Origin of the sequence: Shewanella sp. SNU WT4 (assembly GCF_006494715.1) — a bacterium.
Lineage (GTDB): Bacteria > Pseudomonadota > Gammaproteobacteria > Enterobacterales > Shewanellaceae > Shewanella.
This window is the reverse complement of the sequence record NZ_CP041151.1, coordinates 1,428,356-1,451,617: the sequence shown is the minus strand read 5'-3', so window position 1 is coordinate 1,451,617 and position 23,262 is coordinate 1,428,356. Positions and strand designations below refer to the sequence as shown.

Annotated in this window: 21 protein-coding genes; 11 read left to right on the top strand and 10 right to left on the bottom strand. The window is 44.8% G+C overall.

The window, feature by feature from the left end:
- Positions 1-29: 29 nt before the first annotated feature.
- The 4 genes from FJQ87_RS06630 to FJQ87_RS06615 all read left to right on the top strand — a co-directional run bounded on the left by FJQ87_RS06630 (position 30) and on the right by FJQ87_RS06615 (position 4,600).
- A complete protein-coding gene (locus FJQ87_RS06630; RefSeq protein WP_140931733.1) occupies positions 30-1,031 on the top strand; it encodes a peptidase U32 family protein in 1,002 nt (333 codons plus the stop codon).
- 11 nt (positions 1,032-1,042) lie between these two features.
- Positions 1,043-1,906: a U32 family peptidase gene (locus tag FJQ87_RS06625; protein WP_140931731.1), complete on the top strand. Its 864-nt coding sequence runs from the start codon at positions 1,043-1,045 to the stop codon at positions 1,904-1,906.
- Between the two features lie 711 nt (positions 1,907-2,617).
- Positions 2,618-3,976: a YjiH family protein gene (locus tag FJQ87_RS06620; protein WP_168195151.1), complete on the top strand. Its 1,359-nt coding sequence runs from the start codon at positions 2,618-2,620 to the stop codon at positions 3,974-3,976.
- A 219-nt stretch (positions 3,977-4,195) separates the two neighbouring features.
- The gene (locus FJQ87_RS06615) at positions 4,196-4,600 is read left to right on the top strand and encodes a CBS domain-containing protein (protein ID WP_140931727.1); all 405 of its coding nucleotides are present in this window, start codon (positions 4,196-4,198) and stop codon (positions 4,598-4,600) included.
- 21 nt (positions 4,601-4,621) lie between these two features.
- On the opposite strand, the gene FJQ87_RS06610 is transcribed toward FJQ87_RS06615, so the two are convergent.
- Both FJQ87_RS06610 and FJQ87_RS18925 read right to left on the bottom strand, forming a co-directional pair.
- The gene (locus FJQ87_RS06610) at positions 4,622-5,971 is read right to left on the bottom strand and encodes an NCS2 family permease (protein WP_140931725.1); all 1,350 of its coding nucleotides are present in this window, start codon (positions 5,969-5,971) and stop codon (positions 4,622-4,624) included.
- Positions 5,972-6,038: 67 nt separating this feature from the next.
- On the bottom strand, positions 6,039-6,173 hold the full coding sequence (locus FJQ87_RS18925; RefSeq protein WP_276613160.1) for a hypothetical protein: 135 nt from the start codon (positions 6,171-6,173) through the stop codon (positions 6,039-6,041).
- A 175-nt stretch (positions 6,174-6,348) separates the two neighbouring features.
- On the opposite strand from FJQ87_RS18925, the gene FJQ87_RS06605 reads away from it, so the two are divergent.
- Genes FJQ87_RS06605 through torD form a run of 4 tightly spaced genes read left to right on the top strand, consistent with a single transcriptional unit; the run spans position 6,349 to position 10,849 of the window.
- The gene (locus FJQ87_RS06605) at positions 6,349-6,516 is read left to right on the top strand and encodes a periplasmic nitrate reductase, NapE protein (RefSeq protein WP_140931723.1); all 168 of its coding nucleotides are present in this window, start codon (positions 6,349-6,351) and stop codon (positions 6,514-6,516) included.
- Between the two features lie 32 nt (positions 6,517-6,548).
- Complete coding sequence (torC, locus tag FJQ87_RS06600; RefSeq protein WP_140931721.1) at positions 6,549-7,727, top strand: pentaheme c-type cytochrome TorC; 1,179 nt, start codon at positions 6,549-6,551, stop codon at positions 7,725-7,727.
- Positions 7,728-7,739: 12 nt separating this feature from the next.
- Complete coding sequence (torA, locus tag FJQ87_RS06595) at positions 7,740-10,238, top strand: trimethylamine-N-oxide reductase TorA (RefSeq protein WP_140931719.1); 2,499 nt, start codon at positions 7,740-7,742, stop codon at positions 10,236-10,238.
- Entirely contained in the window at positions 10,235-10,849 is a 615-nt protein-coding gene (gene torD, locus FJQ87_RS06590) for a molecular chaperone TorD (protein WP_140931717.1), read from the top strand. Before torA ends, torD begins: the two co-directional genes overlap by 4 nt.
- Positions 10,850-10,866: 17 nt before the next feature.
- Here torD and FJQ87_RS06585 read toward each other — a convergent pair whose 3' ends face one another.
- The gene (locus tag FJQ87_RS06585) at positions 10,867-11,607 is read right to left on the bottom strand and encodes a winged helix-turn-helix domain-containing protein (RefSeq protein ID WP_240778856.1); all 741 of its coding nucleotides are present in this window, start codon (positions 11,605-11,607) and stop codon (positions 10,867-10,869) included.
- 209 nt (positions 11,608-11,816) lie between these two features.
- Here FJQ87_RS06585 and FJQ87_RS06580 point away from each other — a divergent pair, with 209 nt between their 5' ends.
- Positions 11,817-12,197 carry a PilZ domain-containing protein gene (locus tag FJQ87_RS06580; protein ID WP_140931713.1) on the top strand — a complete coding sequence of 127 codons (381 nt, stop codon included), beginning with the start codon at positions 11,817-11,819 and terminating at the stop codon, positions 12,195-12,197.
- A gap of 89 nt (positions 12,198-12,286) precedes the next feature.
- Here FJQ87_RS06580 and radA read toward each other — a convergent pair whose 3' ends face one another.
- Positions 12,287-13,651 (bottom strand): DNA repair protein RadA, encoded by a 1,365-nt coding sequence (gene radA, locus FJQ87_RS06575; protein ID WP_140931711.1) that lies wholly within the window; start codon positions 13,649-13,651, stop codon positions 12,287-12,289.
- Between the two features lie 85 nt (positions 13,652-13,736).
- Between radA and FJQ87_RS06570 the strand changes: the two genes are divergently transcribed.
- Entirely contained in the window at positions 13,737-16,103 is a 2,367-nt protein-coding gene (locus FJQ87_RS06570; RefSeq protein ID WP_140931709.1) for a PilZ domain-containing protein, read from the top strand.
- 11 nt (positions 16,104-16,114) lie between these two features.
- On the opposite strand, the gene FJQ87_RS06565 is transcribed toward FJQ87_RS06570, so the two are convergent.
- Both FJQ87_RS06565 and serB read right to left on the bottom strand, forming a co-directional pair.
- Entirely contained in the window at positions 16,115-17,104 is a 990-nt protein-coding gene (locus FJQ87_RS06565) for an alpha/beta fold hydrolase (protein WP_140931707.1), read from the bottom strand.
- A complete protein-coding gene (serB, locus tag FJQ87_RS06560) occupies positions 17,104-18,075 on the bottom strand; it encodes a phosphoserine phosphatase SerB (RefSeq protein WP_140931705.1) in 972 nt (323 codons plus the stop codon). Before serB ends, FJQ87_RS06565 begins: the two co-directional genes overlap by 1 nt.
- Before the next feature lie 77 nt (positions 18,076-18,152).
- On the opposite strand from serB, the gene FJQ87_RS06555 reads away from it, so the two are divergent.
- Positions 18,153-18,809, top strand: coding sequence for an AhpA/YtjB family protein (locus FJQ87_RS06555; RefSeq protein WP_140931703.1), 657 nt, complete (start codon positions 18,153-18,155; stop codon positions 18,807-18,809).
- 43 nt (positions 18,810-18,852) lie between these two features.
- On the opposite strand, the gene deoD is transcribed toward FJQ87_RS06555, so the two are convergent.
- From deoD to deoC, 4 genes are all read right to left on the bottom strand, one after another.
- Entirely contained in the window at positions 18,853-19,563 is a 711-nt protein-coding gene (gene deoD / locus FJQ87_RS06550) for a purine-nucleoside phosphorylase (protein ID WP_140931701.1), read from the bottom strand.
- Positions 19,564-19,619: 56 nt separating this feature from the next.
- Positions 19,620-20,840, bottom strand: coding sequence for a phosphopentomutase (locus FJQ87_RS06545; RefSeq protein ID WP_140931699.1), 1,221 nt, complete (start codon positions 20,838-20,840; stop codon positions 19,620-19,622).
- 9 nt (positions 20,841-20,849) lie between these two features.
- Positions 20,850-22,181, bottom strand: a complete 1,332-nt coding sequence (gene deoA / locus FJQ87_RS06540) for a thymidine phosphorylase (protein WP_140931697.1) — start codon at positions 22,179-22,181, stop codon at positions 20,850-20,852.
- A gap of 139 nt (positions 22,182-22,320) precedes the next feature.
- Positions 22,321-23,094, bottom strand: a complete 774-nt coding sequence (gene deoC, locus FJQ87_RS06535) for a deoxyribose-phosphate aldolase (protein ID WP_140931695.1) — start codon at positions 23,092-23,094, stop codon at positions 22,321-22,323.
- Between the last annotated feature and the right edge of the window lie 168 nt (positions 23,095-23,262).

Genomic DNA, 23,262 nt, shown 5'->3' with positions numbered 1-23,262 from the left:
TGGATTATTCACCTCTCGTTGGAGTTTTCATGGAATTACTTTGCCCTGCAGGCAACCTTGCCTCGCTTAAAGCGGCTCTCCATGCCGGAGCCGATGCCGTGTACATCGGCCTTAAGAATGAAACCAATGCGCGCTCATTTGCTGGACTTAATTTTAGTCAGGACCAATTTAAGCAAGCGGTGCAACTGGTTAAGCAGCAAGATAAAAAACTGCATCTGGCCATCAATACTTTTTCTATGCCTGGAACCGAGCATAAATGGCTTGAGACCATAGACTTTGCTGCCGATCATGGCGTTGATGCCCTCATCATTGCGGATATGTCGCTGCTCGATTATGCCCACCAGCATTATCCGTATATTCCCTTGCATTTATCTGTGCAGGCCAGCGTCAATAACTTAGCTGGCATTGAGCTTTATCATGAATTGTTCAACATTGAACGCGTGGTATTGCCAAGAGTGCTGACGATGAAGCAAATCAAAACCTTGGCAGCAGCAAGCCCAGTGTCTTTAGAAGTGTTTGCCTTTGGCAGTTTATGCATTATGGCGGAAGGCCGCTGCCATTTATCATCCTATGTTACAGGCCAATCCCCCAATACCGGCGGCAGTTGCTCGCCTGCAAATTGTGTCAAGTGGCAAGAGCAGCAAGGTCAACGCACTACCCATCTTAATGGCGTCTTAATTGATAATACCCCGGTGACTGAGCCTTTAGGCTATCCCGTCGTATGCAAGGGCCGCTACCTTAGTAGCGAACATGCCAATGCCGAGCACTGGTTAGAAGCGCCCATTAGCTTAAATACCTTGCGATTATTGCCGCAATTGGCACAAGCCGGGATTGCTTCACTCAAGATTGAAGGCCGCCAGAGAAGCCCGGCCTATGTTTCACAAGTCACTAAAACTTGGCGCCAAGCCATAGATAGCTATTTGACTGACCCAAGCCACTATCAAGTGCTGCCCAAGTGGGATCAAGTGCTCGCACATCTCTCCGAAGGTCAAGTGACTACCCTTGGCGCTTATCAAAAGCAATGGCAATAATGGAGCCCACCATGAAAGTGTCACTCGGTCCCTTACTCTATTGCTGGGACAAAAATCGTACTGAACGTTTTTATCAAGCCGTCGCCACCACTAACATATCATTAGTGTATTTAGGCGAAGCTGTGTGCAGCAAAAGACGCCAATTAAAATTTAAAGATTATTGGGCCATGGCGCTCGACTTAAAAGACAGTGGCAAGCAAGTGGTATTAACTACCCAAGCTTTGTTGGAAGCGGGTTCTGAACTCAGCCAATTAAAACAGATCATCGATAATGGCGAATTTATGATTGAAGCCAACGATATGGCCGCCGTTGCTATGGCAAGGCAAGCTAAGGTCGGTTTTATCGCAGGTGCTGAAATTAATCACTATAACCCTGCGACATTAAAGCTATTACAAAGCTTTGGCATGCAAAGGTTTGTTATGCCTTATGAGTTAGATAAGGAGTGGTTAACGGATACATTAAGCGCGCAGCCAAGTTTACGCGCTGAAGTGTTAGGGTTAGGTCACTTACCCTTAGCCCATTCCGCGCGCTGTTTTAGCGCCAAGCAAGCTGGGGTTAATAAGGATAACTGTCAAACCTTGTGCATCAATTACCCGCAAGGCATAGATATCGCCACCCAAGAGCAGCAACAATTATTGCGCTTAAATGGCATTCAAACCCAATCGGCCAGCCGCTGTAATTTATCCGCCCAATGGCAGCAACTTGAAGCCCTTGGCGTTGAATATTTTAGAGTATCAGTTGATAGCGAGACTGGCCTTAATGATGCGCAAAAGCTAATGCGCGGCGAGAGCATCGCAAGCCAAGCGCAAGACTCCAACGGATTTTGGTTTAAACAACCAGGTATTTCACTGCAAGCATCTATAGCTAACAGCTAATCCATCGTTAATTAGGCCACTATTGCAGTCACTATTTATCAAGTGTTCAGTAGTAGATGCAGCCAAAGGCATAAATAAGCCACTGTAGATTTGCTTATTTATGCCCTTTTTCATTTGAAGTCTAATCCCTGCTTGGGAGTCACTAAAAGCACCTTACTATGCTACGCCGCAAATCTGCTCAAGTTCTCAATCAGCCGCGCTCAAGTTCAAGTCCAAGTTCAAGTTCAAGTTCAGTATTTTGAAAAACACCGGTACTCATAGTTAAATTCTCACCGTTAAATATTCACAGCTAAATTGATGGCAAGTCCATTTCCAAGCAAGATTAACTCAAATTTATGCGTCAGTATTTACATTGATACTGACTCCCGACGGCAGCACTTGGCTCCTATTGCCCAATAAATCTACAAGCCACAAGACTACAGCCAACCAAATAGAGTACTATTTGAGCGGTTAGACCCGCATTATCTTAACATTGTGAAATTATTAAAATTAATTAGTGCCATCAAACTTTTTTTAAGTAAAATATATCTAGTCACTTTATGACAATAATTATTCGCTATCGAGGTTGCGCTAAATTTACTAGCCAAAGCCTTAGCACGACGCAGGTTGATAAGGATTTATCAGTCTATTTTTACTGAGTTACTGACTGAATGAAGATGCACATCTAACGCATATCCGCATTGTATTTAGTCTTTTTTAAGGGTTACTGCCGTGGCTACAGAACAACAAAAATATAGCTTAAAGACGATGTTGACCTTCATCGTCCCTTCTTTCATCGGGATCTTGCTGTTTATGATCCCTGTGAGTTATCAAGATGCCATTACTATTCCTGTCGCCGTAATTGCTAAAGGCTTACTCGCAGCCTTAGGTGCATGGTTACCTAGCATAATTACTGTCGTGGTATGTATGACGGCGTTATTTAGTGTGCTGTTTAAATTATGGCAACCTAAATGGTTTGAGCGTCACCACTTCATTCGTGACTTATTTAGTGTGCATTTACTCTGGATCATAGTGCGCATTTTAGGCGCTATCTTCATTGTCATGAGCTTATTAAAAGTCGGCCCAGAAGCCATTATTTCTGGCAGTACTGGCTCATTAGTTCTTAATGACTTACTGCCGATTTTATTCTGCGTGTTTTTGTTTGCCGGCATGCTGCTACCGCTGCTGCTTAACTTTGGTTTACTTGAACTGTTAGGTGCCTTGCTTACTAAAATCATGAGACCTTTGTTTAACTTGCCAGGACGTAGTGCCATTGATTGCATGACATCATGGTTAGGCGATGGCAGTGTCGGGATTTTATTGACCACTAAGCAATATGAAGAGAAGTTTTATACCCAAAGAGAAGCCGCCGTAATTGGTACTACTTTCTCTGCGGTATCAATTACCTTTTCATTGGTCATCATCTCGCAGGTGAATTTGGCCCACATGTTTGCTCCTTTCTACTTAACTGTGTGTTTAGCCGGACTTGCTGCGGCGATTATCGTACCAAGACTGCCACCGTTATCACGCAAGAAAGATGCTTATATTGATGGCACGCCAAGAAGCTCAGTCGCCGAACTTAAACCAACCGATAAGTCATTATTAGGCTGGGGCTTAGATTTAGCCATGCAAAGAGCTCAGAACTCTGGCGGCGTAAAACAGTTCCTTAATGAAGGTGTTAAAAATGCCGTTGATATGATTTTTGGCGTACTGCCAGTAGTCATGGGTATTGGTACCTTGGCATTAATTGTGGCCGAATACACACCTATCTTTACTTGGTTAGGTATGCCATTCATCCCATTTTTAGAATTATTACAGATTCCAGAAGCCGCTGAAGCCTCAAAAACTATCGTGGTTGGTTTTGCCGATATGTTTATTCCATCGATTTTAGCAGCATCGATTGAATCCGATATGACTCGCTTTGTGATAGCCGCTATGTCAGTGACTCAGCTGATTTATATGAGTGAAGTGGGCGCGTTACTGTTAGGCAGTAAGATTCCGGTCAACTTTGCTGAACTGTTTATGATCTTTATTTTGCGTACCTTAATCACACTGCCAGTGATTGCAGGTATGGCGCACTTATTCTTTTAAGTCGTGCGTCTAAATCGTCTTAGATAAATATCAACTGTCATTTTGGCTGCCTAAATTAACTCAACGAGTAATTTAGGCAGCCAATTTTTGCATTATCTCCGCTACACTTAGCCCATACCTCCATACTCCCCATTTTTAGTAAAGCCATAGTATAGTTATGAACTAATTAATGTTTTTGGTTTAATCATAGCGATTAATCCCTATTTTCAGGATGAAAATATGCAAGTAAGTCACATGATGAGTAATAGACTAGTCACAGTGGAAATGGATGACAAAATTAGCTTAGTCAAAGACATATTTAATCACAGTAAGCTGCATCATTTGCCCGTGGTCGAGAATCACCAGTTAGTTGGTCTGGTATCCGAGCGAGACTTATTGCGCGCACTCAATCCCAACGTTGATAACCCGCTAGCTAAAGACAGTGAACTTGTGTGTCTCAACAAACGAGTCCATCAAATCATGAGTCGAAAAGTGATAACCATTACGGCTGACAGCAGCTTAGCCCAAGCGGCAAGCCTGTTGGTCGAGCGCAATATAGGTTGTTTGCCTGTACTTAGAGATAATCAACTGGTAGGGATTTTGACGTGGAAAGATGTGCTGAAAAGCTTTATCACCAAGGCTTAGCAGCACAATAAATCGAGGGAGTTAAATTGCCCAACCACCTAAGTAGAAGATGGCAAGACCGACGGTAATAGTGATTACCGCGACATTTAAACGGCGCCACTCACCCGCCAGTAAGCGCCCTATGGTTAAAGTCACAAAGCCAAGCATAATGCCAGTGACAATGTTGCAGCTGAGCACAATAAATACGGCGCAGGTTAAGCCTGCCATTGCATCTATGCTGTCAGTAAAATCAAGCTTGCTAACATTAGATAGCATTAACAGCCCAACATACATTAAGGCTGGCGCTGTCGCGTAGGCTGGCACTAAATAGCTCAATGGCGCTAAGAACATCATCAATAAAAATAACACGCCTACCACAGTGGCGGTCAAGCCAGTTTTGCCACCTGCTGCCGTTCCTGCTGCCGATTCAATATAGACGGCAGCTGGCGAGCCACCAACGAGACTAGCAAAAATGGTACTTACTGAATCTGAGGTTAAGGCTTTATCACCATCGATAATTTGATCTTTACTATCAAGTAACTTGGCTTGGCCAGCAACAGCGCGAATGGTGCCTGTGGCATCAAAAATTGCAGTCATTACTAACGCCAACACTATCGGCAATATCACAGGGTTAAGCGCGCCCATAATATCTAATTGCCCTATTAAGCTATGCTCGTTAGTAAAATTAGGCAGGGCAAAAAAGCCTTGGTAAGCCACATTAGGATCAAAGATTAACCCAAAAATAGATAACACTACGATGACTAACAGTATGCCGCCTGGTACGCGCTTCTTTTCAAGCCCTATGGTCGCAGCTAAACCTACGATTGCAGCTATCACACCTAGTGAGTCAATGTTTCCAAGCTTTACTGGTAAGCCCGCGGAATTACCCACGATTAAACCGACACTGTTAGCGGCAATCAGCAATAAGAACAGACCAATACCAATCCCTGTACCATGAGCAATACCAGCCGGCAAGTTAGTTAAAATCCACTGCCGTATGCCAGTGACTGAAATAACAGTAAAAGTTACCCCAGTTAAAAATATCGCCCCTAAGGTCACTCCGATACTCATGCCTTGGCCTATCACTAAACTAAAAGCGGTAAAGGCAGTCAGTGAAATAGCGCAGCCAATGGCCATAGGTAAATTGGCCCATAACCCCATAAGGAGCGAGCCAAACGCCGCAATTAAACAGGTAGCAATAAATACCGCGCCGGTGTCAAATCCAGCTTCGCCTAACATTTTCGGCACTACGATAATTGAGTAGACCATAGCGAGGAAGGTCGTTAAACCAGCAATCAATTCACGTTTTACCGTGGTTCCACGCGCTGTGATATTAAATTGGCGTTCAAGCCAGCTTGGTGTAGGTGTGTTATTTGGAGCGGAATTATTCATGATTATCCTTGTACGATCTCTTAATTTGGGTCAATTGACCTAGGCCATGGCAGGTTAGAGCCCCACATTACTGTGGGTGAGAGATCCACAAACCAAAAGGCTTATGACCTGCAACCATCATTAAAATCGCAATAATAGCGTCATGACCTTGGTTGGCGGCAGTGTACTTGATTTTCACTTTAGGAAAACTAGTAATAGACAAAAGTGAGCAATATCCAACAGTTTTTCGCCTCCCCTCAGCATTTTAGTTATCTAAAGCTTCTGTTCACATCTTTTCATATTTAGACGTGATCCATTCATAGCACTGAACATTCGGGTTCATATTCTTAGTCTATTATTGATGAAGGCCAAAATTGTTGCTTCGGAGAGTCCTATTTATGAATAACACAAACAAAAACCAAGACGAGACAACCAAAGGGGGCGAGCTTAAAGCCCTAGGATTTGTCGTAGTGATCTTGTTCCCACTTCTGACTATCGGTCTGATTTCAGCCTATGGCTTCTTTATCTGGTTTTATCAAACTTTCTACGGAATTCCAGGCCACTAGATTTTAAAAAATAAATTATTGAGGACATGTCTATGAAGTGGTTACGCAATCTGTGGCGAACCTTAAGCTCGCCAGCCAAATATTTATCGTTAGGTACCATTATTCTGTGTTCTTTTGTGATGGGCATAGTGTTCTGGGGAGGTTTTAACACAGCACTGGAACACACCAACACCGAAGAATTTTGCATTAGCTGTCATGGCATGCAAAAACCCTATAAAGAATTACAAAACACAGTGCATTGGTCGAACCATTCAGGAGTGCGTGCCACCTGCCCTGATTGCCACGTCCCCCATCAATGGACCCAGAAAATTGGTCGTAAGATGGAAGCCTCAAAAGAAGTATTTGGCTGGCTAGTCAATACCATAGATACCGATGAAAAATTTGAGAACAAACGCTTAGAAATGGCAGCCCGCGAATGGAAGCGTTTCGATATGACTAATTCATTGGCTTGTAAAAACTGCCATCAATATAAATCGATGAAATGGGACACTATGTCGCCACTTGCCGTAAAACAGATGAAGCATGCGGCTGAAATCGATCAAAGTTGTATTGATTGTCATAAGGGTATTGCTCATAACTTACCTAACATGGGTACTGCCAGAGCACCTGAATTGATTGCCCAAGTGGGCCGCGGTGTTACTAGCCTGCAAGTCAATGCTGACTACTACACAGCGCTCACTAAGCCTTTATATCTCGATGCAAGCTCAAAAGAAGATCAAGGCACAATTAACATTGCGACCGAAGTGAACATCTTAGAGAGCAAAGATAATCGCGTTAAAGTGGCCATTAAAGGCTGGCGTAAGCGTGTTGGTTTAGGCCGCGTTATTTATGCTGACTTCGGCGTCAATATCTTAACTGCACAATTATCAAAAGATGCCGCGGCTAAAGAAGGCTTAGTTAGAGTCTTTGAAGAAAAAGTCGACCCATTAACCGGTTTAACCTGGCAACGCGTTGAAGCGGATATGTGGACAGACAAGGATTACTTATTGACTAGTGATGCGCCGCTGTGGAGCTACGCCGCTGAAACCTACAATACTTCATGCAGTGTTTGTCATACCCAACCTGCACCTAACCACTTCGATGCCAACACTTGGCCTGGAATGTTCCAAGGCATGCTCGCGTTTGTGAATATGGATCAAGATACTACAGCTCTAGTGCAGAAATACCTGCAAGAGCATTCATCCACCTTCGATAAAAGCGCTCAGCACTAGTAGGAAACTAAGATGAATAGAAGAGAATTTCTGAAAGGGTTGTTATCTGTCTCGTGCGTATCTATCGCTGGCAGCTCGCTACTGTCCCCCTTTGAAGCCCTAGCCGCTGCAGGCGAAGCAGGCTCAAGCGATTACTTGGTAACAGGCTCACACTTTGGCGCCTTTAAAATTAGCCGTAAAAATGGGGTGATAGATAAGGTATTACCCTTTGATTACGATAAATACCCAAGTGATATGATTAATGGCATTAAGGGCTTGGTTTATAACAATTCCCGCGCCCGCTACCCTATGGTGCGCCTCGATTATTTAACCGGTGGTTTTGGCGCCAATCCAGATACTCGCGGCGATTTTCGTTTTGTACGCGTCACTTGGGACAAAGCCTTGTCGATGTTTATTGAGGCATTGAATCAAGTACAAACTCAATATGGACCATCAGGTTTGCACGCAGGCCAAACCGGTTGGCGCGCGGTAGGTCAGTTGCACTCATGCACCAGCCATATGCAAAGAGCCGTGGCTATGCATGGCAACTTTGTTAAAAAGGTAGGGGATTACTCAACTGGTGCGGGGCAAGTGATCTTGCCTTACGTTTTAGGTTCGACGGAAGTGTATGCCCAAGGCACCTCGTGGTCGCTGATTTTAGAGCACTCAGATACCATTATTCTGTGGTCGAACGACCCTTATAAAAACTTACAGGTCGGTTGGAATACTGAAACCCACGAATCTTATGCCTACTTAGCTGAACTTAAGCAATTAGTTAAAGACGGCAAGATTCGGGTGATCAGCATAGATCCTGTAGTCAGCAAAACTCAAAATTATCTTGAATGTGAGCACCAGTACGTTAATCCGCAAACTGACGTGCCCTTAATGCTGGCTATCGCCCATGAGATGGTAACTAATAACAGCTATGACAAAGAGTTTATTGAAGGCTACAGCTTAGGCTTTGAAGAGTTTTTGCCTTATATCACAGGCGAACAAGACGGCGTGGCTAAGACCCCGGAATGGGCGAGTCCTATTTGTGGCATTAGCCCGGATAAAATCCGTGAACTCGCCAAAATTATGACCACAGGTCGAGTGCAAATCATGGTGGGTTGGTGTATTCAGCGCCAGCAACATGGTGAGCAGCCGTATTGGATGTCAGCCGTGCTTGCCACCATGATAGGTCAAATTGGCTTACCTGGCGGCGGCATAAGCTATGGCCACCATTATTCAGGCATAGGCATTCCGTCATCAGGGGCAGCGATGCCAGGCGCGTTCCCGCGTAACCTTGATGAAGGTATGACACCAATTTACCCAAGTGAAGACTTTAAAGGCTATTCTAGTGTTATCCCAGTAGCGCGCTGGGTTGACTCCATTTTAGAACCCGGCAAAGTGATTGATGCCAATGGCAGTAAAGTAAAACTGCCAGATGTCAAAATGATGGTGTTTTCTGGCTGTAACCCTTGGAATCACCACCAGCAACGTAACCGCATGAAAGAGGCCTACCGCCAATTAAAATGCGTGGTTACCATAGACACTAACTGGAACGCGGGTTCACGCTTTTCAGACATAGTTCTGCCCGCTTGTACCACCTTTGAGCGCAACGATATTGATATCTATGGCGCTTATGCCAATCGCGGCGTGATAGCCATGAAGAAAATGGTGGAGCCGTTATATTCTAGTTTATCTGATTTTGAAATCTTCACGCGCTTTGCCCGCATGTTAGGCCCAGACAAAGAGAAGCAATACACTCGCGGCATGAATGAAATGCAATGGCTAGCCATGCTGTATAACGATTGCAAAAAAGATAATGCCAAAAAATGGGACATGCCTGATTTCAATACCTTTTGGCAAAGTGGTTACTTTGATTTTGGCCCAGGCGAGCCTTGGGTTAGACACCAAGCGTTCCGTGATGACCCTGAAATCAACCCATTAGGCACGCCATCTGGCTTAATTGAAATATTTAGCCGCAAGATTGCTAGCTATAACTATGATGATTGCCCAGGTCATCCAAAGTGGATGGAAAAGGCAGAGCGCAGCCACGGCGGCCCTGGCTCCAAGCAGCATCCTATCTGGTTGCAATCATGTCATCCAGATAAGCGCTTGCATTCGCAAATGTGTGAATCAGATACGTATAGAGAAACGTATACAGTCCAAGGGCGCGAGCCATGCTACATCAATGCTAAAGATGCTAAAGCTCGCGGCATTAACGACGGCGATATTATCCGTGTTTTTAATGACCGCGGTCAGTTACTGGCTGGCGCTGTTATTTCAAGTAATTTCCCTGAAGGAGTAATTCGTATTCAAGAAGGCGCTTGGTATAGCCCTGTGGGTAAAGATGGCAGCAAACAAGGCGGCAATGAGATAGGTGCTATGGATTCTTATGGCGATCCAAATACTTGTACATTAGACATTGGTACCTCGAAATTGGCTCAAGCTTGCTCGGCATATACTTGCTTAGTCAATTATGAGAAGTATCGCGGCAAGGTGCCTGAAGTCAGCGGCTTTAGTGGGCCAATCGAGGTATCAATATGAGTCAGCTAGCTAGCAGCATTAGCGAACTTGACCAAGTGAGAGCGCTGGTTTACCAGCTGCTTTCATCGCTATTTGCCCGAGAATTAGATGATGTTAGGCTCGCCGAGCTAACTCAGCCTCAAGCAACAGCTTTTTGGTTACAATTGGCGCAAGATCCTGTCGTCAAACACGACGTACAAATCATCATGGAGCAATTGTCGCAAATTCATAATGAGCGGCAATTGTTGGAGCTGGCGGCCGATTACTGCGGATTATTTTTAATTGGCAGTAAGCACGCGCCAACGCCTTATGCTAGCCATTACTTGGCTAATACTAAGGAAGTGTTAGTGTTTGGAGAGCAACATCATTTGATGTGTGATTTCTTAAAACAAAGCCAATTAGCAGTGCAAAGCGATTTTAAGGAACCAGCCGATCATCTAGCGGTAATGCTTTCGTATATGGGGCATTTATGCACCCATGCAAGTTACGAGGCGCAGATGGCATTTATTGATAATTGCTTACTGTCTTGGTTACCTGCGTTTTGCCGCCAAGTTGAGCAACAAGATGCTGGGCAATTTTATCAAGCACTAGCGCGGATAACCTTGTACTGGGTTAAGTCTGATAAAAGCTAAAGCTTATTTGCAAAAACCTAGATATTAATGAAAACGCGGCTTAGGCCGCGTTTTTTTGCGCTTGGAATAGTCGCAAACAAATAACCTTCACCATGGACTGTCACAAATAAACCTGAACACAACTTTTGCCGTAGGCGCCGAATAATCACATCTATGGTTCTCTCATTAACATAGCCATGACGGTGATGAGTGTGCTGCATCAATCTATGGCGACTCAATACTTGCTGAGGGTAGCGCGTGAAGGCTTGCAACAATTCAAACTCAGCTTTAGTTAAGCTGATTGCTTCTTGATTGCGAAATAATTGCCGACGATTAACGCATAAATGGTAATCATCAAAATACACATCTTGGCCATAGCCGCTATTTTGCTGCAACTGCTGCCGAGTCTTAGTTAACAACTGCTGGCGCCACAGCAAATTGCGCATTCGCACTTGTAACTCTCTTAATACCAAAGGCGCCGCCATATAATCATCCGCCCCCATTTCTAATGCAATTATGGTATCAAACACATCATTGTTAGGACTGATGACCAAGATAGGATTGACTGTAAGGCTGCGAATTTCACGAATCAACCTAATGCTATCTTGCGGCATAGTATGAGTATCAAACAAGATAAGCTCAGGGCTATGCAAGTTAAGCTCATACCACAACTGCTCTTGATTACACACTCGCCGCAATTGATACCCTAACGACTCAAAGAATTCATAAGGTAAATGGCTTGCACAGGAAGCGGCTTGAAATAGCAAAATAGTTGGCAATATGTGTCTCCTTGGTTAGAAGACAAGTGTATTCGTAATTTTTCATAAACTCAGGTTAAAATTTCATAATAAACTGATATTACGCATTAATTCCTATTAACTATTGGGCCTAAATTATCTTAAATTCGTTTTTGTCGGCGTTAAACAAGCATTTTAATCGCTAAGACATATACTTATGTTTGTTAACAGGGGCTGCAAGGTAAGAAAACATGGATGATAGACGAAAATTCTCAAGGATTTTTTTTAATGCTAATGCCTATATTGCGCAAAGTAACATACGCTGGCCAACGCGAATTATTGATTTATGTTTGAATGGCGCGCTGGTTGAGCGCCCTCCCGAACTGAATGTAAAAAGTCCAGATCTGGTATTGCACTTCACCTTGCCAAGCTCAGATATTTCCTTACAAATGAAGGTTGAAACTAGTCATCAAGAAAAGGAATGGTTAGGTTTACGCACGCAACATATTGATGTGGAATCTATCAGCCACTTACGCCGCTTGATTGAATTAAACCTAGGTGACACTAGCCTGTTGGACCGCGAATTGAGTCTATTTATTGAGCAGCATCGCAGCGGTGCTCTTAAAGAATAATCATGAGTTAAATTAAGAAGTCGTCAGCGCAGTCATAAAAACTGCGCCTGACTCGATTAAATGCGTGTTACGCGTAATTGATGAGCCATTTAAATGATGGCATCTAACGCTTGGCTTAGCTTGGATACACCTATCACTTGCATGCCAGCAATAGGTTTTTTAGGCGCGTTCGCTTTAGGAACAATAGCGCGCTTAAAACCATGCTTAGCCGCTTCAATTAAGCGCTCTTGCCCATTAGGTACCGGACGAATTTCCCCTGATAACCCCACTTCACCAAAGACAACTAAGTCTTGATCTAAGGTATGATTTCTAAAACTTGAAACCATGGCTAGTAATAAGGCTAAGTCAGCACTGGTTTCGGTCACTTTAACGCCACCAACTACGTTCACAAATACATCTTGATCCGCCATTTGTAGGCCGCCATGACGATGCATCACAGCCAATAGCATGGCGAGTCGATTGCCATCCATACCCACAGCCACTCGCCTTGGGTGAGACATAGCAGAGCTATCAACTAAGACTTGAAGCTCAACTAGCAAAGGCCGAGTCCCTTCCCAAATGGACATGACTAATGAGCCTGGAGCCGCTTCATCGCGGGTTAAGAATATCGCCGACGGATTAGCAACTTCTTTCAAGCCTTTCTCTGTCATGGCAAATACCCCAAGCTCATTGACCGCCCCAAAACGGTTTTTATGAGAACGCAAAGTACGATAGCGACTATCGCTATCACCTTCAAACATGACAGAGCAATCAATACAGTGTTCAAGCACTTTAGGGCCAGCTAAGCTGCCATCTTTAGTTACATGGCCAACCATGATCACAGCTATGCCTTGCTGCTTAGCAAAACGCGTTAAAAAAGCCGCAGACTCGCGCACTTGCGACACGCTGCCAGGAGATGATTGCACATCGTTAATGTGCATCACCTGAATGGAGTCGACCACCATCACCTTAGGTTTTTCTTGTAAGGCAATATCACAAATTTGTTCGACACTGGTTTCCGATAACATTTTTAACTGATCTATCGGTAAACCTAAACGGTGGGCTCGCATCGCCACTTGTTGTAACGATTCTTCACCCGTAACGTAGAGCGCGGGCATTTGCTGCGACAAACGACATAAGGTTTGCAGCAATAAAGTACTCTTACCAGCGCCTGGATGGCCACCAATTAAGATGGCTGAACCTGGGACTATACCGCCGCCCAGTACACGGTCAAATTCAGCAAAGGAACTGGCTATGCGCGGCAATTCATTTAAATCAATTTGGGCTAAGGTTTGCACCTGACTACTGCCAGAACCTGCGAAGCCACTGAAATTTGCACCGCGACTAGCTGGCGCACTTCCTAAACGCACCTCAGTAATAGTGTTCCATTCTTTACACGCGTTACATTGACCTTGCCATCGAGGAAAGTCTTGTCCGCACTCATTACACACAAAGGCCGTTTTATTCTTTGCCATAATTCTCAAAAATTCGTATAAGCTAAGATAAAGTAAACAAATTTACTGCCGATAAAAAGCTTGGATGCTTTTATAAGAAACATAAATGATAATTAAAGAGTACAGCAGCCTAATAGACCAGCTCAAACCTCTCGTCATGGAAGAACATTTTCAGGAGCTGTTTGAGCAATTAACCGCGGGCGAATCGAGTTCCGATCGTTTTCTCATCAAGATGGAACTCAATCGTCTTGCGACTCGCTGTACTCGAAATATTGATTTACGAGATAAAACTGAACTGCCTTGGGAGGAAGTGCTAGTAGATCAACAGAAGCATTTCTTAGATGTCCCCGCCAAAGCCATATTACTAGAGTCGATGTCACTCTATCAGCAGCATTATACCTTAGGCGTCTATGAAGAGGTCATCAATAGCCATAAACGTCGCCGCGAATCACTAAGGCTAGCAGCAAGCGCCAAAACTAAGCAAGTGCTCGATTCGCCATTTTTTATGCCATTAAAAATACTTGGCAGCTATTTTAACCGCAATGAAGAGCGGATGCATTATAGCCTCAAGGTCGACATTCATTATCAAAACCAAAATTACGCGGTAAATTCCACTGATATTTCAGTCAGCGGCATTCGTCTTAAGTTACCAAAAAACCACGCCCTTTCTCTTCAAGCTAAGGTAAAGCTGTTTTTAGTGGAACTGATTAACGATGGTGTGGCTGATGAGATAAAGCAAGGCGTTGAATATCAAGTGGTACAGATTGAATCCACTGCAAATGCCGATTTCGTAAGCTTCAAACGACTTGATGCTATGCCTGCACTTTCAGAGTTATTAGAGCAGCTGCTGCAAACCTATAAGGGCCGCTATAAAATCGATGTCAGTGACGTATTAAATACCGCCACAGGTTTGGGGCTTGAACGTCAATATCTGCCACACTTTCCGCACTTAGCTGTGTTTACCACCAAAAAAGAACAGCAATGGCACTTAAGTTATTTGCTATTAAGCCAAGAAAACCAAAGCATTCTGAATGACTTTGTCGACCAAAATGATATAAATCAATTACCTGCCATGTTAACTCATGCACGCATTGATAGATTACTCAAAGCGCCACAAGACATTCGCCAGCAACTGTTCATATGCTTCTCCCATAACGCCAATGGTAAGCTATTTTTTTACTCCGCCACTCTGTGGGAATTAGAGCAGCAGCAATTACTGAATTTATTTTTAGGCTTCGGAGCTCGCAAAACCAGCTTTAGAATTTATCGCGTCAATCCTTACGCTATTGACCACCAAATTCCTTATAAGGCTTCAGTTCTGCCGCTAGAAAGCAGCGATTACAGCCCTGAAGTTACCGAACAGTTAACTCAGCTGCAGCACTGCTTAATAGTGCAAGATCTGACCAATGAACAAGCTCGGCGCCTCTATCAAGCGCGCTTAGATGCAGAAAACGCCAATGCGTTAAAAGTCTTTGCCCAAGTAAAAATTAATGCTCACCAAATTCAGCAAGTGGCGATGGAATTTTCTGAGCGGCGCATGGAAGCGCGCTTTGCTTTCAAAACCTTAGTGCATATTCGCCAAGGCGACATTAATGCAAAAGCCATTTCACAAGATATCTCTGGCCGCGGCATGCAGCTTAACCTTGATGATGTGCTCGAATTTAACACTGATGAACCTTTGCTATTAAGCTTCCCGAAACTGCAGCCCTTAGCCGGTAAAGTCATGTTGGTGGAAATGCCCTATAAGCTAGTACGTAGCAGACGCAATAATCAAAGCTTACATCTAGTGGCAATTATGGGGCATGAGCCTCATATGGGCGTAGCGTTTTTAAAGAAACTGATTGAAGCCAATAAAGAAAAACTGCAAAAATTGACTGAAAATAATGCCGAGGCCAAAGAGCTGGCGGAAGCCTTGAAAAACTTGATGATGCGCAGCCTCCCAGGCGTACTCTGGTTTGTGGAAAAGACTATCAACAATGCCAAGCTGTCATGCCTAGCTGCCACCACAACTAAGCATTTACTTACCAATATCTTTGATAACTTTCCGCAAGGAATTGATTTAAGCGCCATGCTAGGTGATGGCGTGCTTAAACGTGACTTTTTAGATCCAGTGCGGACTATGAACCCAGATTATGAGATGGATTTTTTTGAAGTGTTTATTTCAAAACCAGCCACAGGTAGCTTAACCTGTCTGCAACCGCGGATTATTGGCGATATTAACGCGCAGCTTAATTATATTGTGAAGGCGCAGCAACAAGGTCAATTCTATGCACTGCGCATTTATCGCAGCGCCGCGCATAAGCCAGATATGGCCTATATTCGCCGTGAAATTGAATATATGCGCCCTCATGCTCCGCAAAAAGTAAAAGAGCTGGAAGACATGCTCTGGCAAGTGATTGGCCTTGGCGAGATATTAGATATTAGCTCGGAAGTGCTACTGCGTTACCCTGCACTTCCGAGCAAGCAAAATTAGTTTAAGGGCTATTAGTTGGAATGATTAGCCGCGGCATTTAACTCCAACCACCAATCTTTAAGCACAGGGAAATGATCACTGATAGCTAATGGCGAGGTGAGCATGTCACCATGGCCATAATCCGCACTATGACCATTAGCTTTAGCAAGCAAGGTAAACTTAGCCTGAGTTAACTGGCATTCAGCCATCATGTCTTGTACATCCCGAGGATTTCCTAGCACAGTATCGCGCGCGCCGGCAAAAAACCATGCAGGCGGCCAAGTGCAGCGTTTGGCGGCTTCACTGTAATCAAAACCATCTTGATGACCAATCCAAGGGCCTGCAACCCAGTCAATAGTTTCAAGTAACGAGGCTTGGCTTTCATTGTCCATGCCAAGGCGCCAATGGCGCGCATCAAAGTAGCCGTGCTTACGCGCTAATCGCGGCGCAATGCGGTTCCAAAGTAAATCAACCATCAAGTACTTTTTCAAGGACTGAGTCTTAATGGTGCGTTTACTGCCAAAACATACCAAAGATAACACCCTTGGCGCTATGTCTGTCATGCGCACTAAGCTACTTGCCATCAATACCCCGCCCCAGGAATGCGCGCACCAATGCACGCCCTTAGCTTCTGGATGGTGCTGCAATATCCATCGGTGCACCAATGGCAGTTGTTGGCAAATCACTGACTCTTGCTGCGGATTATTATGGCGATTAAGGCTGGGCTCGCTCTGCCCGCGCCCAAAGGTATCCATGACGTACACGGCCATACCATTACGCGCCAGATAACAGCCCAAGCCTTTACCGCTATCACTATAAAACACCTTGCCATTGGACATGGCGCCATGAAGCAGTAATACCACAGGCATATCGGCGCGCACTTGCTCAGGTGCCAGTATCGAGCGGACATGCAGCGCCCCATCTTCAAAGGGCAAGAAGTGAGACTGCTGCTCTAGATGAGTAATGCTCACGTTTTGGTGCTCGCAGTGTTGCTGCTTAGCGTTAGTGCTTATGCTGCTCATTATGCTTGCAACCAAAATAGCAGGGTTTGTAAATCAAGGCGGTTTATCTTGGCCGCAGCAACGCTTTGCAGTTTAGGTTTAGCATGAAAGGCTATGCCGAAATCAGATGCTTGCAGCATAGGAATATCATTGGCGCCATCGCCTATGGCTAAGCGCTGCCCTTGTGCTATGTGCCAACGCTGCGCGCATTGAGTTAATACCGACGCTTTATAGTTAGCATCAACTATTTCCCCCAGCACTTGCCCGGTGAGCTTGCCATTTATGATTTCTAACTGATTGGCATAAGCATCATCTAATCCCAACTTATGCTGCAAGACGCTTACGAACGGAGTAAAACCACCTGAAGCGAGTACCAATTTCCAACCATTGTCTTTAAGGGTTTGACACATTACAGCTAACCCAGGCGTTAAAGGTAAGCGCTGGCATAAGTCAGTAATAATGCGCTCATCTGCGCCCGCTAATAATTTAACCCGTCGCTGTAAACTTTGCTCAAAATCTAATTCACCTTGCATGGCAAGCTCAGTAACTGCGGCGACTTCTGCGCCAACCCCAGCCATAGCCGCTAACTCATCAATGCATTCAATGGCAATGGCGGTAGAATCCATGTCCATCACTAACAATCCCGCTTCACTCAGCTGTGGCAGCGGTGAATGGATGATTAGGCTTTCGCTATTATCCCATTGCAGTGACTGATAAATGGACTCAAGCGGCGCGCCAGCAAACTCTAGGCCGACATAGTCCCCAGGTCTTACCAGCGGCGCAATAGATAAGGAGTCAAAGCCATGAGCCCAGTGGCACAGCTTAGTGATCATAGCGACATCTGATAGCCAAGAGCGCGGAAACACCCAGCGCACACAAGGTAAAATGGCGCCTTCATTATGCACAGACACAGGTCCAGATCTTAAACGCATCTGGCTAAATAGCTCATCAAAATGGGCGTAACTAGGAGCAATTTTTGGGGCTAGATCCATGAACTCACCTCTCCGACTGTGCCTAAGCCGCAATATCCATTATGATTAGGCAAGGATAATTATTGTAATGGTGCTCAGTGTTACATCTTAAAGGTTTGAAAAAAAGCCATAAATTTATCAGAGTGGTACAAATCATTACCGCTCTGCTATTAATTTTTGCCTTAGTTCACCTCTGGCAAACTAGCCTACTACAAGGCAAGCAATTGCTGAAAGCCCAATCAGAGAAGATGGCACGCCTCTTAGTTCAGCAAGCCGCACAAGGCGCGGCACCTGCGTTACAGTTACAAAATGATGAACAACTTCAATGGTTAGCGACCTCGTTAGTGCAAGATCCTAAGGTTCATGCGGTCAGCATATATAGCAGTGAAGGCCATCGCCTCGCCTTTGCGCAGCAGCTCGACAACAACATAGAAAAAGATGCTGCGAATTTAAGTGATATCGCTAAAGAGTATCCGGCCTATGTTGAACCCGTCTATCAAGATGAAGTGCATTTAGGTTACGTTGAGGCGTATTTAGTCCAAGATTCCATGCTTAAACAAATTGAACAGGCCCATAACATCAACATGGAACAGCAAGAAATGATGTTATTGGTGGCAGGCTTGATAGGTTTTTTACTATCGCGGGCGCTGTCGTTCAAACGCGCCGATTACGATAGGCGTAGATATAAAGTGAGGCGCTATCTAAAAGATAAAAGCGACAATAATGATAGCGATGGTAGTGACGAAAACCCATAAAAAAAGGCCCTTTTGGGCCTTTTTGCATTAAGACTAATAGAGATTACAGAGTTAATACTGCTTCTAAAGTCATTTCAATCATTTCGTTGAAGCTGGTTTGACGCTCGTCAGAAGTAGTCGCTTCACCGGTGCGGATGTGATCAGATACAGTCACAACACACAGGGCACGAGCACCAAATTCATGAGCTACGCCATACAGGCCAGCCGCTTCCATTTCGACGCCTAAAATACCCATTTTTTCCATGGTATCAAACATGCTTGGATTTGGGGTATAGAACAGATCAGCCGAGAATACGTTACCTACGCGCACTTTAGTGCCACGAGCTTTTGCAGAGTCAACCACAGCGCTCAGCAAATCGTAATCAGCAATCGCAGCGAAATCTTGGTTTTGGAAACGTAAACGGTTAACTTGTGAATCAGTACAAGCACCCATACCGATTAATACATCACGTACTTTTACGTCAGTGCTGATAGCGCCACAAGTACCCACACGGATCAGGTTCTTAACGCCATAATCTTTAATCAGTTCAGTAGCATAGATAGAGCAAGATGGAATGCCCATGCCAGAACCCATCACAGAGACTCTTTTACCTTTATAGGTACCAGTGAAGCCCAACATGTTACGGACGTCAGTCACTTGCTCAACATTTTCTAAAAATGTTTCAGCGATAAACTTGGCTCGCAGTGGATCGCCTGGGAACAATACGGTTTCTGCAAATGCGCCGTCTACTGCATTAATATGTGGAGTTGCCATCGGTTTTACCTCTGTATTTTCGTTATTTAATCACCGGCATTACGCCGGTGTTTATATTAGCGATGAATAAATGATTCACCGTATGCCATTGGCTCAAGCTCGTAATAGCTAGCAATGGATTGACCAATATCGGCAAACGTTTTACGTCTACCAAGTGAACCAGCAACTAAGCCAGCCCCTTTAACTAGTACTGGCACATGTTCACGAGTGTGATCCGATCCCTTCCAAGTAGGATCACAACCATGATCGGCCGTGAGTACTAATAAATCTTCATCGTGCAGCAATGCCAATAATTCTGGCAAACGACCATCAAAGTATTCTAATGCTCTGGCATAACCAGCAACATCGCGTCTGTGGCCATAATGCGAGTCAAAATCGACAAAGTTAGTGAAAATAATAGTGCGATCACCAGCCAGCTTGATTTCCTCAAGGGTGGCATCAAACAAGTCTTCTAAGCCATTGGCTTTAACTTTTTTGGTGATACCGCAATGGGCGTAAATATCGGCAATTTTACCGACACTCACCACTTCACCACCGGCGTCTTTCATCTTATCCAGCACAGTTTTTGCTGGCGGCTCAACCGCATAATCACGGCGATTACCGGTACGCGCAAAACCTGCATCCTTATTACCGATAAATGGGCGGGCAATAACGCGGCCAATGTTATAAGGAGCTAACTCTTCACGAGCGATTTCACACAGACGCAATAAGTTATCTAAACCGAAGGTTTCTTCATGGCAAGCCACTTGGAAAACTGAGTCAGCCGAGGTGTAGAAAATAGGCATGCCAGTGCGCATATGTTCTTCACCGAGTTTATCTAAAATATCGGTACCAGAAGCGTGACAGTTGCCTAAAAATCCAGATAAACCGGCACGGGCCAGAATTTTATCGGTTAATTCTGATGGGAATGAATTAGTTAAGTCAGAGAAATATCCCCACTCATACAATACAGGTACGCCTGCCATTTCCCAGTGACCGCTTGGGGTGTCTTTGCCAGAGCTGATTTCTTCAGCGTGGCCATAAGCACCTATGACTTCATGGTCGCCATTAAATCCCATTGGGAATTCACCAGCACTTTCCATGGCAGCATATGCTAAGCCTAAGCGTGATAAGTTTGGCAATACCAAAGGACCTTCACGGCCAACATTGGCGCGCCCTTCGGCGCACTCTTTAGCAATCGAGCCAAAGGTATTAGCCCCAACATCACCAAAGTTTACCGCGTCGGCGGACGCACCTAAACCAAAGGAGTCGAGCATTAATATCACTGTACGTTTCATATCATTACCTCAAAGATCGCTAGCACGAATGGCGCAATAAATATCAGGAGTCGCGACAGGCGCAGTATCCTCGATAATAATAGCCTGTTTCACTAGCTGCGCGGCCACATCAAATGCTTGCTGTGACTGAGCGTGGATCATCATTAATGGAGTGTGGGCGTCAACTGCTTGCCCTAATGAGCACACCTGACTTAAGCCCACACTGTAATCCAAAGCATCACCCGGCTTACGACGACCACCGCCTAAGCTTACGACAGCAAGACCTAACTCACGGGTATCCATGGCATGCACGTAACCGGCTTTGTCAGCATAAACAGGAGCGACTATCTCAGCTTGCGCTAAATAGCGGCTTGGATTTTCAACAAAATCAGTCGGACCACCTAAACCAGACACCATTTTGGCAAACACTTCCGCGGCGCGACCATTGTTTAATACGGTATCAAGCTTATGTTTGGCATCGGCAGCATTTTCAGCAAGCCCTGCTAATAACAACATTTCTTGGCATAAGCCCATAGTAATATTGTACAAACGCGGATGACGGTACTTGCCAGTCAAGAAATTAAGCGCTTCCATCACTTCTAAGGCGTTACCCGCACATGATGCCAACACTTGGTTCATGTCAGTTAACATAGCCGTAGTGCGAGTGCCCGCGCCGTTAGCGACCGCGGCAATGCTGCGGGCTAATTCTTCTGATGCCTCATAGGTTGGCATAAAGGCGCCACTACCGACTTTTACATCCATCACTAGCGCATCAAGTCCTGCGGCCAGTTTTTTGGATAAAATCGAGGCAGTAATGAGAGAGATAGACTCAACGGTGGCGGTATTATCGCGAATAGAATAAAAACGTTTGTCGGCAGGCACTAAGTCGCCAGTTTGGCCAATAATAGCCACACCAACATCTTTCACCACTTGACGGAATAATTGACTGTCAGGTTCAGTTTGGTAACCAGGGATAGCATCAAACTTATCTAAGGTGCCGCCGGTATGACCTAAGCCGCGACCTGAGATCATAGGCACGTAGCCACCACACGCCGCCACCATAGGGCCAAGCATTAGGCTAATAACATCACCAACGCCGCCAGTACTGTGCTTATCGACAATCGGGCCATTGAGCGCCAAAGCATCCCAATTCAGTACTGTGCCTGAGTCACGCATTGCCGTTGTAATAGCAATACGCTCATCCATGGTCATGTCATTGAAATACACGGCCATACCAAAGGCAGCAATCTGTCCTTCTGAGACACTTAAGTCAGTAATGCCTTGCACGAAAAATTGAATTTCTGCTGCGCTAAGTGCTTCACCGTTGCGTTTCTTACGAATAATTTCTTGAGCTAAAAACATAGTTTGGCCTCCAAGGTTGCCGTGACTAGGTTTGCAAAGAATTTAGCCCGCACAAGTCCTGTGGCAAGCGCTCGTGATTGCACTATTGTTAGGGCAATCACAGCGGAAATAAAGCTCACTCGTGCGGACACTATCGAAATTAATAACCTTGAGTACCTGCTGGCGCATCCGCCAGTTCCAAGGTGTGCAATAAGCTAGTTAACAGGCTTGAAGCACCAAAACGGAAAGTACGAGGAGAAACCCAATCTTGACCTAAAATACGGCTCGCTGTTCCTAAAAACTCAGCAGCAGCGGCTGCATCACGCACGCCACCGGCTGGCTTAAAGCCAACTTGAGTATTTTTCTCACTGATCACAGTCAGCATGATTTCAGCTGCTTCTAAGGTCGCGTTAACTGGTACTTTACCAGTAGAAGTCTTAATGAAATTAGCGCCAGCATCGATAGCTAATTCTGAGGCTTTACGAATAAGCGCAGGGTCTTGCAGCACGCCTGATTCGATAATCACTTTCAGTAATACGTCTTCACCGCACTCTTCTTTACAGGCTTTAACTAATTCAAAACCAATGGTTTCATCACCAGCCATCAGCGCGCGATATGGGAATACCACATCCACTTCATCTGCGCCATAAGCCACAGCAGCGCGAGTTTCTAATACCGCAATCGCGATATCATCATTGCCATGAGGGAAGTTAGTTACTGTGGCTATCTTGATATCTTCAGCGCCTAACTCAATCAGAGTTTTACGGGCGATAGGAATAAAGCGAGGGTAAATACAGATGGCGGCGGTGTTGCCGGCTGGAGTCAGGGCTTTATGACATAAATCAATGACTTTCTGATCTGTATCATCATCATTCAGAGTGGTTAAATCCATTAATTCGATAGCGCGTTGGGCCGCTAATTTTAAATCGCTCATGTTGCTCTCCAAGACATTATTCAAATGAGTAAAATTCTGTCACTTAGCAGCGTCGGCTTGGGCTTGTAAGAGGATATTATGAGCCGGGCCTTCTGACAGTGCTAAGTGCTAACTAATTGTATTCAATCGTTAACACCAAATTGTCGGTATTCAAACTTGATAACGAGT